General features: G+C 64.0%; 12 protein-coding genes. 5 read left to right on the forward strand and 7 right to left on the reverse strand.

Features of this window, described 5'->3' with window-relative positions:
- Positions 1–5: 5 nt before the first annotated feature.
- The 7 genes from DL891_RS06240 to DL891_RS06270 all read right to left on the reverse strand — a co-directional run bounded on the left by DL891_RS06240 (position 6) and on the right by DL891_RS06270 (position 7,817).
- Complete coding sequence (locus tag DL891_RS06240; protein WP_111719562.1) at positions 6–1,370, reverse strand: MmgE/PrpD family protein; 1,365 nt, start codon at positions 1,368–1,370, stop codon at positions 6–8.
- Entirely contained in the window at positions 1,367–2,620 is a 1,254-nt protein-coding gene (locus tag DL891_RS06245) for a CaiB/BaiF CoA-transferase family protein (RefSeq protein ID WP_111719563.1), read from the reverse strand. The genes DL891_RS06240 and DL891_RS06245 overlap by 4 nt, the downstream gene beginning before the upstream one ends.
- Entirely contained in the window at positions 2,617–3,651 is a 1,035-nt protein-coding gene (locus tag DL891_RS06250; RefSeq protein WP_111719564.1) for an LLM class flavin-dependent oxidoreductase, read from the reverse strand. Before DL891_RS06250 ends, DL891_RS06245 begins: the two co-directional genes overlap by 4 nt.
- A gap of 4 nt (positions 3,652–3,655) precedes the next feature.
- Positions 3,656–4,180, reverse strand: a complete 525-nt coding sequence (locus tag DL891_RS06255) for a MaoC family dehydratase (RefSeq protein WP_111719565.1) — start codon at positions 4,178–4,180, stop codon at positions 3,656–3,658.
- Positions 4,181–4,322: 142 nt separating this feature from the next.
- Positions 4,323–5,222: a cytochrome b/b6 domain-containing protein gene (locus DL891_RS17455; protein WP_232819030.1), complete on the reverse strand. Its 900-nt coding sequence runs from the start codon at positions 5,220–5,222 to the stop codon at positions 4,323–4,325.
- A gap of 845 nt (positions 5,223–6,067) precedes the next feature.
- Positions 6,068–7,030 (reverse strand): electron transfer flavoprotein subunit alpha/FixB family protein, encoded by a 963-nt coding sequence (locus tag DL891_RS06265; protein ID WP_111719567.1) that lies wholly within the window; start codon positions 7,028–7,030, stop codon positions 6,068–6,070.
- Positions 7,031–7,040: 10 nt separating this feature from the next.
- The gene (locus tag DL891_RS06270) at positions 7,041–7,817 is read right to left on the reverse strand and encodes an electron transfer flavoprotein subunit beta/FixA family protein (RefSeq protein ID WP_111719568.1); all 777 of its coding nucleotides are present in this window, start codon (positions 7,815–7,817) and stop codon (positions 7,041–7,043) included.
- A gap of 364 nt (positions 7,818–8,181) precedes the next feature.
- Between DL891_RS06270 and DL891_RS06275 the strand changes: the two genes are divergently transcribed.
- The 5 genes from DL891_RS06275 to DL891_RS06295 all read left to right on the forward strand — a co-directional run bounded on the left by DL891_RS06275 (position 8,182) and on the right by DL891_RS06295 (position 12,940).
- The gene (locus DL891_RS06275; protein ID WP_111719569.1) at positions 8,182–8,835 is read left to right on the forward strand and encodes a GntR family transcriptional regulator; all 654 of its coding nucleotides are present in this window, start codon (positions 8,182–8,184) and stop codon (positions 8,833–8,835) included.
- A 47-nt stretch (positions 8,836–8,882) separates the two neighbouring features.
- Entirely contained in the window at positions 8,883–10,418 is a 1,536-nt protein-coding gene (locus DL891_RS06280; protein WP_111719570.1) for an MmgE/PrpD family protein, read from the forward strand.
- Positions 10,418–11,329: a methylisocitrate lyase gene (prpB, locus tag DL891_RS06285; RefSeq protein WP_111719571.1), complete on the forward strand. Its 912-nt coding sequence runs from the start codon at positions 10,418–10,420 to the stop codon at positions 11,327–11,329. Before DL891_RS06280 ends, prpB begins: the two co-directional genes overlap by 1 nt.
- Positions 11,330–11,485: 156 nt before the next feature.
- On the forward strand, positions 11,486–12,598 hold the full coding sequence (locus DL891_RS06290) for a bifunctional 2-methylcitrate synthase/citrate synthase (protein WP_111719572.1): 1,113 nt from the start codon (positions 11,486–11,488) through the stop codon (positions 12,596–12,598).
- Between the two features lie 3 nt (positions 12,599–12,601).
- Positions 12,602–12,940, forward strand: coding sequence for a helix-turn-helix transcriptional regulator (locus tag DL891_RS06295; protein ID WP_111719573.1), 339 nt, complete (start codon positions 12,602–12,604; stop codon positions 12,938–12,940).
- Positions 12,941–12,983: the final 43 nt, after the last annotated feature.

Raw genomic sequence — 12,983 nt, forward strand, 5'->3', positions numbered from 1 at the left:
CCTCTTTATTTGCTGTCTTCAACCGTTGTCTTGGCGACGACGGTCATGATGTTGTGGAGAGTGGGTTGATCTTCGAGGGCCTCGATCGCGGCGATGATGCGGGCGCTGTCGTCGCCGACGTTGCCGGTGAACTTGGCGTGGAGCTCCGCGTCGCTCAACGGGTTGTCTGGTCCCCCGGCGCTGCGTTCAACAGAGCCCACAATTCGCCGCCCGTCGCGCAGTCCCACCAGCACCTCGCCGCGTGCGTCTGCAGCGACGTTCGCAGAGGGGGCGAGCTCGATCGATATGCGCGCGGCGATTTCGGCAACCTGCGGGCGAGAAATGCTTGCAGGTTCGAATGTCGCCAACGTCATATCCTGATCGACGATGATGGCGGCCGCGCTCCACGGAAGCGAGAACTTCGCCGCATACGGGCTCGCCGGACGGGTCAGATCGCGGCTGGTGTCACACACTACCGACGCCGAGTCCGGGTGTACCCGTGCGGTGACGAATTCGACATCCTCCGGGGCAAAATTCACCTGGCGTCGGGCAGCCTTTAGTGCATCAAGCGTTGCGTGAGAGAGCTGGCAGGCCGGGTACGGTTTGATGCCGATCCGTGTGGTTTCCCACCGCTCTCCCAGAGCGTCGACGATGCTCTCGGGATTGGTGGCCCCGCTCGCGAGAGCATCAAAAACTCCGTGAGGCCCGTCAAAAACCGTCTCCGGGCCGGTGGCTCCCGCTGAGGCGAGGCGGGCGGCGATGATGCCAGACTGTGAGGCGAAACCCGGGTGCAGCTGCTTGGTCGACGCGCCGGTGGCCAGGAAGGCGAGGAGACCCCCAGCCTGACTGCCGGCAATCCCGAGTGCATTCGTGGTCTGCTCGACGTCGAGTCCGCACAGGCGCGAGGCGATGAGAGCTGAAGAGAATACCCCGGCGACCATGGTCGCGTGAAGTCCGCGAGAGTGGAAGCCGTGCGGGGCGGCTGCGGCGATTCGGCACACCGCTTCGTAGCCGACGATCGCCGCCAGGAGGATCTCCTCGCCGGAAGCACCGACCTGCTCCCCAACCGCGAAGGCCGCGGGGAGCACGACCGCCGTGGCGTGAACCAGCCCGCCCGCATGGGTGTCGTCAAAGTCAAGCGCGTGCACCAGGGTTCCGTTCGCCAAAGCCGCGGCCGGCGCCGACACTCGCGCCGAGGTGCCCAGGATCGTGGACTCCGGTGGACCCCCCAGGCCGCGGGCGACGTGGATGGCCGGGTCTGCCGAGCCCGACCGGAACCCTGCAATCGAGTTGCCGATGCCGTCGAGCAGGTGACGCACGGCGGCCTCACGCACGGGCTCGGGCATTGTGGTCACACCGAGCCCCCACGTTGCCAGGTCGCGCGCAATCATCGTGTCGCTGCTTCCGCCTTGGCGCCACCACGTGGCATCTCGCTGTCAACCGGAATTCCGAACGCTCCCTGCGCCGTCAACCTCTCGATCGTTTCCCTGTCGAATCCGGCGACGTCACTGAGAACATAGTCGAAATCCTCGTTTCGTCTCGGTGCACGCCGGTACTCAGGAATGTCATTGCCCACGCGCACGGGTGAGGCCACCTGCTTGAGAGTACCGAAGTGAGGGTGCTCAGTCTCAACAATGAGGTTGCGGGCCCGGGTGTGGTCCTCCTCCAGAGCCGCCCCCACATCGTTGATAGGGCCACACGGAATCGACGCTGGGTACAGTATGCTCAGCCACTCATCGACCGTCTTGGTCGTGAAAATCTCTTCCAGCTCGGCGAGCAGCTCCTTGCTGTTCTGCTGGCGGCCGGAGAAGTTCCCGTAGGGGGACTCCTCGAGAGCCCACTCTGGCCGGCCGACCAAGGGTGCGAGCCGTTGCCAGAATTTCTCCTTCGCGCAACCCACCACAATCCAGCCGTCGCTTGCCATGAAGGCCTGGAACGGCACGAGCGAGGGATGGGCCGAGTGCCTCGTGCGAACCGGGGTGAATCCCGCGTTCAAGTGCCAGGTCGCCGGGTAGGTCAGCATGGCGATTGCGGTGTCATACAGACTCACGTCGCAGTCCATACCCACACCGTCACGACGTGCGGCGTGGAGTCCGCTGAGCAACGAGATCGCCGCCACCAGCCCACCGGAATAGTCGACCATCGAAAGTCCAGACTTGGTGGGCGGGCCATCAGGCTCGCCGGTGAGGTCCATCCAGCCACTGAGGCCCTGCAGGATGTAGTCATAGCCCGGTTCGCTCTGACGCGGACCGGTCATTCCGAAGCCGGAGAGCGAGACACACACGATCGCAGGATTGAGGTGCTTCAGATCGTCATATTTGATGCGCATCTTGGCCGGCACATCACCGCGGAGGTTGGAGTAGACCACATCGGCGGTCTTGACGAGCTCCTCAAAGACCTCTCTGCCGGATTCGGTCGAGAGATCCAGGGAGAGGCTCTTCTTGTTGCGGTTGAACGTCTCGAAGAAGAGTGAGTCCTCGCCTTCGAAATAGGGGGGAACGTACCGTCCGACGTCACCGCCGAATCGTGGATCTTCGATCTTGATGACCTCGGCGCCGAGGTCGGCGAGGTGAACCGACCCAAAGGGCCCCGCACCGTACTGTTCTACTGCGATGATGCGTACATCCTCGAGGGGTTTCATGTAATACTCTCCCTGATTTCAGCGATCATGGTAATGAGCTCATCCTGCGCAGCACGTATCTCAGCTGGGGTCATGCCGTGTGTCGGGGCGCTCAGCTTGACCGCGTCGGCCAGCCCGTTGTATGCGGTGATGCGCTCGGCGACCTGGTCACGAGTGCCAGCCATCGTGAGCACATCGACCATCGAGTCCGATACCTCGTTCGCAAGGTAGTCTGCGCCGCGTCCCTGCCGGAATGCATCGATGACCCGCTCTTGTTCTTCAGCCAGTCCGTGAAAGTCGAAGAAGTCGGCGTAGCTGCGCACGCTTGCATAAAAGCCCACGGTGCCCGCGACGTAGCGTCGCGCGGTCGTGATGTCCTCGTGAACTCCGCAGCAGGCGGAGACCACCACGTCGACGTCGGCGAGTGATTTGCCTTCGACCTTCTGGACGCCAGCTTCGAGCTCGGGCAGGACCCGGTCCGCCAGGAATGCCGGCGAGCAGAGCTCGTGACTGATCCAGCCATCGCCGATCTCGCCGGCGAGCTGAGTCATGATCGGACCCATGGCGGCGAGGTAGATCGGAATATCGGATCGGATCTGGTTGAGTGCGCGCTCGTAGCCGCGAATGCGCATCGGTTCGAAGTCGCCGTCGAGGTCGATGGGGCTGCCATCGGCCGCCCTGGACCAGAAATGGCGCACGTTGCGCACGGTCTCGCGCATATGGGCCACGGGCTTCCCCCAGCTCGCGTTGTGCCATTGTTCGTTGAGGCGCCGGACGCCCGAACCGACACCAAGGATGAAACGGCCGTCCGAGATCTCGTCAATGTCGAGCGCCTCGAGCGCCAGGATCATGGGGCTACGGGTGAAGCCAAGCGCGATGCCCGTGGCCACCTTGGCCGTCGTGGTCGCTCCTGCTACAGCGGCCGCAGTGACGGTCGCGCTGCGGTGGAGCTCTTGGACCCACAGAGTCTCGGCCCCCGCTGCCTCAGCCCGACGGCTCACGTCGAGCAGTTCGGCCATCGACTCACCCCAAGGCTGGAAGGTGATCCTCATCTGGCTACTCGCCGCCCAGGCCGAGCGGCTGCCTGCCCTCGGGAAAAATGCCTTCGAGCTGTTCTGCTCCACGCTTGTAGACGTAAAAAATACGTTTGAACGAGCAGACCTCGTCACCGGTCTGGTTCAGCGTGCGAGTGCGGACGGTGACGATGCCGGCGTGGGGGCGACTTCCGGACTCACGCTTCTCAAGCACGATCGACTCGCTGAACAAGGTGTCCCCGGCAAACACCGGGTGGGTCATCTTGATGTCGTCCCACCCCAGATTTGCGAACGCGTTCTGCGTAAGGTCAGTGACACTCTGGCCCACAGCGATTGCCACCGTCAGGGTCGAGACGACCAGCGGCTGGCCGAACTCGGATTTCTTGGCATATTCTGCGTTGAAATGCATCTGGTTGGTGTTCATTGTCAAGAGGGAGAACCACGTGTTGTCGGCTTCCGTCACAGTGCGGCCGAGAGGGTGCTTGTAAACGTCGCCCACCTCGAAATCCTCGAAGAAGCGCCCGGTCCAGCCCTCTTTGATTGACATCTGAATACCTTTCAAAAATGTGAGTTCGATTAGAACAATACTAATTGTCAGACATTTTGATTGTCAAGGCAGACGCCGCGCGCCCTCGTTTGCTCCCGACGGACACGAGTCGCCTCAGCCCCGGGGATGCCGGGCGCCCGGGTCAGCGGTTGCTCACCTTGCCGAACAGGTTTGCGATCGGTGCAAGCAGCATCGGGCGTGCGGCAACGAGCGCGCCCGCTGTCACGGCGATTGACAGCGCAAACCACCAGAAGCCGACCCAGTTCACGACGTCTTCTCCGGCGAACATGTGATTCAGGTTGCGCAGTGCACCGGTCGCCAAGACGAGGATGACATGGGCCAGGATGAAAAGGGCGAAGAAGATCATTGTCGGAAAGTGGAGGGCCCGCGCCAGTGGAGCCGGATAGATCCGATTCAGCCTGTCGGCCTTCGCGGGCCACCACTGACTCATGCGCACCCCGGTGATGATTGCAATCGGCGCGGCCACGAACACGACGATGAAGTACATCAGTTGCTGCAGGCTGTTGTAGTTGACCCAGCCATTCTCAACGGGCCAGTCCAATGTCATGTATTGCAGCAGTGCAGACGCAGCGTTGGGGAACACTTCCAGGCTCGTCGGGACTATTCGCGCCCAGTGCCCGGTGACGAAAAGAAGAACGACAAAGATGAGCCCGTTTGCCATCCACAGAAGGTCAAGTGAGGTGTGCAGCCACAGATTGATGCTCACCTTCGTCCCGCCCTTCTTCGGCGTCCAGAATGCCGGCGGCTTCAGCTGTGAGCGCACCTGGAGGCCCGAGCGAATGATCAAGGCGATCATGAAGAAGTTGAGGAAGTGCGCCCACCTTGCCCACGCAGGAAAGCCAGCCTCAGTGTTCTCCGGCAGGGCGTACTCTCCGGGATATCGCTTGAGGAATTCTGGCACCCCGGGCAGCGTTGTCAGCCCACGGGCCGCAAGCACCAGGATCGCTGCAACGATCACCGCCGCCAGCGAGCCGAGCACGCCCATCTTGACCCAGTATCCGAGAGTCTTCTGGCCGATCATGATGGGTTCACGCGCGGGCCTTGCAGGCTTTGCGCGCGTTACAGAAACGGCAGGGCGTGCGGTTTCTGCAGGCACTACAGGTTGTGCAGGCACTGACGGCTGTACAGGCACTGCCGGTTTTGCCGGCTCGGCCGGTTTTGCTGCTGGAGCCGGGGTCGCCACCGGTTGGGGCTGAGCGGGAACGGCATGATCGGTTTCTGATGTCGTTGATCGCCCAGCCGCCGTTGGTCCATCTGCCGTTGTAGCCTCCTGACCTGTGCGAGTGGGCCGAGCGGGCGCGAACCCGGCCGCCGGCCAGGCATCGCCACCTGCAACTCGTGGTAGGCCACGGCGCAACGATACCCCTCCGGTATCTGGCTCAGTCGGCTCAGCAGCCGGCACCTCAGCGGCAGTTGCCTCCATTGCTTGATTCGCCTGGACGGGCTGCTCGGGCTGAGCCCCTCCGACAGGCGCCGAGCGGTCAGGCTCCCGCGCGGGAGCGGTCGGTTCAGAATCCGGGCTCACCCCGGCGGCCGCTGCGGTGACGCGACTGGGCGGCCACGGCGCACCGCCGACCACACGAGGCAGCCCCTGGCGCACGACGGGCGCCCCGACCTGAGTCTCTGCAGCCGTTTCCTGAACGGTCTCCTCGGGGGCCAGCGACGACGATGGAGTGGGTGTTGCGGGGCCAGCAGGCGCACTCTCCACCAACGCCACTCCCCCCGGCGCTTCGTCCGTCGGCTGTGGCGCTCCAGAATCGTGTTCGGCACCGAGGCCAGGGGGCGCGGCAGCAATAGGCGGCCACGGCTCGCCTCCGTGCGTACGCGGCAAACCTTGACGAATCTGACCCGTGTACGTTGCCAAAACTACTTCTTTCCCGCTTCCAGCGCGCTGATGAGCTGCGGAACGACAGTGAACAGATCGCCGACGATACCGTAGTCCGCCACCTCGAATATTGGAGCGTCGGCATCCTTATTGATCGCAACGATCATCTTTGACGTCTGCATCCCCGCGCGATGTTGTATCGCCCCTGAAATACCGAGCGCGATATACAGCTGCGGCGCGACCGAGACACCAGTCTGTCCCACCTGATGGTTGGCGCGGATATAGCCCGCGTCGACTGCAGCGCGCGAGGCGCCCACAGCCGCGCCCAGCACGTCCGCGAGATCTTCGACCAGCTTGAAGTGGTCCTCTGAGCCAAGACCGCGCCCGCCCGAAACAACCTTCACCGCGCCGCGCAGCTCAGGCCGTGACGACACTGCGGTCTCTTCTTCGAACGACTCGACGATCGAAGAAGGCTTACCCGAGGGCTCTACAGTGAGCGTTTCAAGGTCGACGGCCTGTGCGGCTGCCCGAGCGTCGATAGACCCTTGCCGAACCGTGATGACAGGGGCGCCGAAGGTGGCCGTCGAGGTGACGTTGTAGGCCCCGCCGTATACCGAGTGGTGGGCAACAACGCCGACGTCATCCCGCGAGATACCGGTTGCGTCCGCCGAAATCGAATGCTTGGCGCGCACGGCGAACCGTGCAGCGATGTCGCGCCCATCAGGCGAGTGCGACACCAGGATCGCTTCAGGATTCACTCGCTCAGCCGCAGCCGCGAGCGCATCAACCGCCCCACCATCCAGACCGGTGCCGTCGGCCACGAGCACGGCGGCGGCGCCGAGTTCGGCGACTTCCCCGGCATGGTCGGCTGAACCCAGGAGCAAGGCCACAGGGGTTCCCACTGCATCAGCCGCACCGATGAGTTCTGCGGCAGATTTCGCGATTGCACCTGCAGGCGTGGTCTCTACGACGACGAGGATCGCGTCAGCAGCATATTCAGTCATATCTTCGCCCCTAAGCCAAACGGTTCTTGAGCAGGAAGTCGGCAAGGTCCTTGCCTGCTTCTCCGTCATCAACGATCTTGATACCTGCCTCGCGCGGAGGTTTCTCTGCAATGCTCAGCATGATGGATCGGGCGACTTCAGGATCATCTGCGCGCACGCCCAGGTCGGCAAGCGACACAGTCTCGAAAGGCTTCTTCTTCGCAGCCATGATCCCTTTGAAGCTCGGAAAGCGCGGATCAGGGAACGCCTCGGTGATCGAAACCACTGCGGGGAGCTGAGCCGACACCCGCTGCGCACCGCCGTCGATGGGTCGCGTGCCGGACACTTTGGAATCCGTGATTTCAATCTCGCTCAAACCCGTCAGCTGAGGCACTTCCAAATACTCGGCAATTGCCGCTGGAACCATGCCGCCCGAGCCATCAGTCGACACGTTGCCCGAGATCACCAGGTCAAATCCGTCCCGTTTGATCGCAGCGGCAAGGACCTGTGCCGTCAACACGATATCGGCTCCCGCGAGAGCCTCGTCGGCCACATGAATCGCTCTGTCGGCGCCCATGCCCAAGGCCTTGCGCACGGTCGATACTGAGCCCGCTGGCGCAGCCGCGAGTGCAACAACCTCTGTGCCCGGATTGGCGTCAGCGTAGGTCAGGGCCGCTTCAAGCGCCCGCTCGCTGATCTCGTCGAGTACAGCCTCACTGGCCCCGCGATCGGCGAGGCCGGTCTCGAGGTTGAGCTTTCGGTCGCCATACGTGTCCGGTACTTCTTTGACCAGGACGATCAGCTTCATCGATTCTCCTTCAACGTCTCCCGCGAACACTCTATACGGGGTCACCCACAACAAAACAACTGCGACAGTCAAAACTCAGACATTTTCGGTATTATTGATTTGTGCGTCACAGCACGGACGGGAATAGCGGCACGACCGACGTGGAATATTGGTTCTGCAACTCAGATCGAACTGAAAAGGCAGTGACTCGTCACGCTCAGAAGATCGCGGAACGCCAGCACTTCACTGAGGATTGCCCGCACTGAGGCCGTGGTGGAGTAGAGCAACCAGCAAGCCCGGTCGCTGTATACGCACAGCGGGAGGTCGCGCCGTCAAGCGCGGGAGAACTCGCTCATTTCACCGTCAATGTATACAATGGAGTTCCATGAAGGCAGGCGAACGCGCATACACGGTGCTCCGCGATGACATTCTCAACTGGCGCCTGGCTCCCGGCACACCGTTGGCCGAGATCGAGCAGGCCGAACGCATCGGAGTCTCGCGCACGCCGGTTCGAGAAGCCCTCGCCCGACTGATCGCCGAAGGACTCGTGGAGTCCCGAGGTCGCGTCGACTCCGTTGCCGCCTTTTCCACCGACCACCTCGTCGAGTTGTTCGAGTTCCGTGAGGCACTCGAGACCCAGGCCGCTCGCCTGGCCGCCCGCCGCCGCGATCCTGAGGTCTTCCGGAGTCTCCGTGACGAGTTCCAGCTCGCCGCCGCCAAGAGCTCCGTCGACGAGAGTGAACGGGATGCCTTCTACGCGCTGGTCGCCCGCTTCGACGCCGCCGTCGACCGCTCGGTGGACAACCGCTACCTCACGAACGCCCTGACCGGCCTGCGCACCCACCTGGTCCGCGCCCGCCGGCTCTCCCGGGACAACCCGGAACGCCTGGCCCGCGCGGCAGCCGAACACCTGCTCATCACCGAGGCGATCCTTGCCCAGGACGAGACCCTCGCGGTGCAGGCCACCGCCGTGCACCTGCATTCCAGCCTGGTCAACGTGATGGCCACCCTGCGGCAGACCGAGCCGCAACCGGCGTGAAACCGGCCCCGAATCAGACAAGCCCGATCACTACAGAAAGAGCATCCATGAAAATGCACAACGTTCGTGTCCACTCCAGCGAAGAGAACCTCCAGAAGGAGGACCAGCTGGCCTGGAAGATCGCCGAAGTGGCCACCGACCCAGTGGCGGTGACCGATGACGTGACCGACATGATCATCAACCGCATCATCGACAACGCCGCCGTGGCCGCCGCCTCGATCGGCCGTCGCCCGGTCTCCGCCGCCCGCGCCCAAGCGCTCTCCCACCCGCAGTCGGTGCACGGCAAGGGCGCGAACGTGTTCGGCCCGGATGCCGCCATTCGCACCTCCCCGGAATGGGCGGCCTGGGCCAACGGTGTGGCGGTGCGCGAACTGGACTACCACGACACATTCCTGGCGGCGGACTACTCGCACCCGGCAGACAACATCCCGGCGATCATCGCCGTCGCCCAGCACGTCGGCGAAGAGCGCGGCCTCACCGGATCCGACCTGGTACGCGCCATGGCGACCGCCTACGAGATCCAGGTCGACCTGGTGAAGGCGATCTGCCTGCACAAGCACAAGATCGACCACGTCGCCCACCTCGGGCCGTCGGCAGCAGCCGGCATCGGCACCCTCCTCGGCCTCGACACCGAGACGATCTTCCAGGCCATCGGCCAGGCCCTGCACACCACCACGGCCACCCGGCAGTCCCGCAAGGGCGAGATCTCGAGTTGGAAGGCTCACGCCCCGGCGTTCGCCGGGAAAATGGCCGTGGAGGCCGTCGACCGGGCGATGCGCGGCGAGACCAGCCCCACCCCGATCTATGAGGGCGAGGATGCGGTGATCGCCTGGCTGCTGGATGGCCCGGATGCCTCCTATGAGGTGCCCCTGCCGGAAGCAGGCGAGGCGAAGAGGGCGATCCTGGACACCTACACGAAGGAGCACTCGGCGGAGTACCAGGCGCAGGCGCTGATCGACCTGGCCCGCAAGCTGCACCGCGAACATCCGGAACTGGCCGAGGGCGACAGCATCGACAGTATCGTCATCCACACCTCGCACCACACGCACTATGTGATCGGATCGGGAGCGAACGACCCGCAGAAGTACGACCCGAGTGCGAGCCGCGAGACCCTGGACCACTCGATCCCGTACATCTTCGCGGTCGCCCTTCAGGATGGCGCCTGGCACCACGTGGACTCCTACACGCCGGAGCGCGCGAACCGCGCCGACACGGTGACCCTGTGGAACAAGATCACGACGGTCGAAGACGCCGAGTGGACCCGCCGCTACCACTCGCTGGACATCAGCGAGAAGGCGTTCGGTGGGCGGGTGGAGATCACGATGACCGATGGAACCACGATCACCGACGAGCTGGCGGTCGCCGACGCGCACCCGCTGGGTGCCCGTCCGTTCGCCCGCGCCGAGTATGTGGCGAAGTTCCGGATGCTCGCCGAAGGCGTGCTGGAGGATGCGGAGATCGAACGCTTCCTCGCTCTCGTCGAGCGTCTGCCAGAATTGACCGCCGACGAGTTCGGAGGCCTCACCATCCAGGCGATTCCCGGAATCCTGGCGGCCGCACCCGCCCCGGAAGGACTGTTCTGATGTTGTATGCCAAGACGAATCCCACCGAGAAGCGCCGCCTGTTTCGCGAGCGCCTGGCGACCGGGGAGCTGCTGCGCTTTCCGGGGGCGTTCAACCCGCTGTCTGCCCGGATGATCGAGACGAAGGGTTTTGACGGTGTCTACATCTCCGGCGCGGTGTTGTCGGCCGACCTCGGCCTGCCCGACATCGGGCTGACCACGCTCAGCGAGGTGGCCGGCCGGGCGAAGCAGATCGCCCGCATGACCGAGCTGCCCGCGATCGTCGATGCCGACACCGGCTTCGGCGAGCCGATGAACGTCGCCCGCACCATCCAGGAGATGGAGGACGCCGGGCTCGCCGGCCTGCACATCGAAGACCAGGTGAACCCAAAGCGTTGCGGGCACCTCGACGGCAAGCAGGTAGTGGATGAGGACACCGCGCTCAAGCGCATCCGTGCCGCCGTCGACGCTCGCCGGGACGAGAACTTCCTCATCATGGCGCGCACCGACATCCGCGCCACGGCGCCAGGGGACGGCGGCCTGCGGCTGGCGACCGAACGCGCCAAGAAACTGGTCGACGCCGGGGCCGACGCCATCTTTCCCGAGGCCATGGGCACCCTGGCCGAGTTCGAGGCGGTGCGCGCCGCCGTCGACGTGCCGATCCTGGCGAACATGACCGAGTTCGGCAAGAGTGACCTGTTCACGGTCGACCAGCTCGCTGGAATCGGCATCAACCTGGTGATCTGGCCGGTCTCGCTGCTGCGCCTCGCCATGGGGTCGGCCGAACGCGGCCTGGACACGCTCAACGAGCACGGCACCCTGGAGCCGATCCTCGGCCAGATGCAGCACCGCGCAGACCTCTACACCTCACTGGACTACGAGGGCTACAACCGGTTCGACACCAACGTGTTCAACTTCCAGGTGGAACGCTGAGAGCAACCAACCGCCGTCATCGTCCCCGGACTGAGATTCGGTGACGGTGGCGGCATCACCCTCATCCGGGGTGATGAACCCCACGTCAGTGAGCCGCACGTCACTGAGCCCCGAAACAACAATTCCAAACCAATGAACAGGCTGCGAAGGAGCACCATGACCACCACCGACATCAAGAAGGGCCTAGCCGGAGTCGTCGTCGACCACACCGCGATCTCCAAGGTCAACCCTGACACCAACTCCCTGCTGTATCGCGGCTACCCCGTGCAGCAGTTGGCCGCGCACTGCAGTTTCGAGCAGGTTGCCTACCTCTTGTGGCACGGTGAACTACCCACCGACGACCAGTTGGCCGAGTTCCAAGCGACCGAGCGCGGCCGACGCGCACTCGACGCCAATGTGAAAGCCACCATCGACCTGCTGCCGATGACCGCGCATCCGATGGATGTTCTGCGAACCGCGGTCAGCGCGATCGGGGCATCCGACCCCGACGCCGAAGACTCCAGTGCAGAATCGAACCTGGCCAAGGCGATAAGCCTCTACGCGAAGCTCCCGGCGATCGTCGCTTACGACCAGCGGCGTCGTCGCGGCGAAGAACTCGTACCCGCGCGTGACGACCTGGACTATTCGCAGAATTTTCTGCACATGACATTCGGTGAGATTCCGGATGCGGTCGTCGTCGATGCATTCACCGTGTCGATGATCCTGTACGCGGAGCACTCGTTCAACGCGTCGACCTTCACCACACGTGTGATCACCTCGACGCTGAGCGACCTCTACTCTGCAGTGGTCGGCGGCATCGGGGCGCTGAAGGGTCCGCTGCACGGTGGGGCGAACGAAGCGGTCATGCACGTGTTCGACGAAGTCGGCGACGCCGCCAACGCGGAGGCCTGGTTGGAGAATGCGCTGGCCGAGAAGCGCAAGATCATGGGCTTCGGGCACCGAGTGTACAAGAACGGCGACTCGCGGGTGCCCACGATGAAGGCGGCGTTGGACACCCTCGTCGACCACTACGACCGTCCCGAGGTGTTGGAGTTGTACACGGCACTCGATGAGGCGATGACCAGCCGCAAGAACATCCTGCCGAACCTCGACTACCCGTCGGGGCCCGCGTACAATCTGATCGGCTTCGACACCCCCACGTTTACGCCACTGTTCGTCGCCTCCCGCGTGGTCGGCTGGACGGCGCACATCATGGAACAATTGGCCGCGAACGCCCTGATCCGCCCATTGTCTGCGTACAACGGCGTTGACGAACGTCACCTGCCCTGACGAATGGCTGAGACCACCGCCTTCGAGGCCATCTCCACCCCATTGCGTCGGGAGATCCTGCTCACGCTGCTGCAGGCCGCCCCTGCCGGCGACGGGGGCGCCGCAGAGTTGAGCGCCTCAGAGATTGCCAGCCGAGTCGACGCCGTGCGCACCACCGTGTCCAAGCAACTTGCGGTGCTGCGACGGTCCGGCGCCGTCGCGGTGCGGCATGCGGGCACCTACAGCTACTATCGCATCGCGCCGGCCGCCCCGGAGGCGATCGTGGACTGGCTCATCCCGTTTCTCGACGCCCTTGAGACCCACGAGCTTTCACGACCGGAGACGGCAGACACCCTTGGGTGAGCGAGGGCCCGAGGCGTCGAGACGATCGCTGAGCGACCGCTTG

This window comes from Homoserinimonas sp. OAct 916 (genome assembly GCF_003260275.1).
In the GTDB taxonomy this organism is placed as follows: domain Bacteria; phylum Actinomycetota; class Actinomycetes; order Actinomycetales; family Microbacteriaceae; genus OACT-916.

Excerpts from the sequence above, each read along its gene's own strand:
- DL891_RS06240 (WP_111719562.1), bottom strand. The coding sequence starts at position 1,370 with ATGATTGCGCGCGACCTGGCAACGTGGGGGCTCGGTGTGACCACAATG.
- DL891_RS06245 (WP_111719563.1), bottom strand. The coding sequence starts at position 2,620 with ATGAAACCCCTCGAGGATGTACGCATCATCGCAGTAGAACAGTACGGT.
- DL891_RS06250 (WP_111719564.1), bottom strand. The coding sequence starts at position 3,651 with ATGAGGATCACCTTCCAGCCTTGGGGTGAGTCGATGGCCGAACTGCTC.
- DL891_RS06255 (WP_111719565.1), bottom strand. The coding sequence starts at position 4,180 with ATGTCAATCAAAGAGGGCTGGACCGGGCGCTTCTTCGAGGATTTCGAG.
- DL891_RS17455 (WP_232819030.1), bottom strand. The coding sequence starts at position 5,222 with ATGATCGGCCAGAAGACTCTCGGATACTGGGTCAAGATGGGCGTGCTC.
- DL891_RS06265 (WP_111719567.1), bottom strand. The coding sequence starts at position 7,030 with ATGACTGAATATGCTGCTGACGCGATCCTCGTCGTCGTAGAGACCACG.
- DL891_RS06270 (WP_111719568.1), bottom strand. The coding sequence starts at position 7,817 with ATGAAGCTGATCGTCCTGGTCAAAGAAGTACCGGACACGTATGGCGAC.
- DL891_RS06275 (WP_111719569.1), top strand. The coding sequence starts at position 8,182 with ATGAAGGCAGGCGAACGCGCATACACGGTGCTCCGCGATGACATTCTC.
- DL891_RS06280 (WP_111719570.1), top strand. The coding sequence starts at position 8,883 with ATGAAAATGCACAACGTTCGTGTCCACTCCAGCGAAGAGAACCTCCAG.
- prpB (WP_111719571.1), top strand. The coding sequence starts at position 10,418 with ATGTTGTATGCCAAGACGAATCCCACCGAGAAGCGCCGCCTGTTTCGC.
- DL891_RS06290 (WP_111719572.1), top strand. The coding sequence starts at position 11,486 with ATGACCACCACCGACATCAAGAAGGGCCTAGCCGGAGTCGTCGTCGAC.
- DL891_RS06295 (WP_111719573.1), top strand. The coding sequence starts at position 12,602 with ATGGCTGAGACCACCGCCTTCGAGGCCATCTCCACCCCATTGCGTCGG.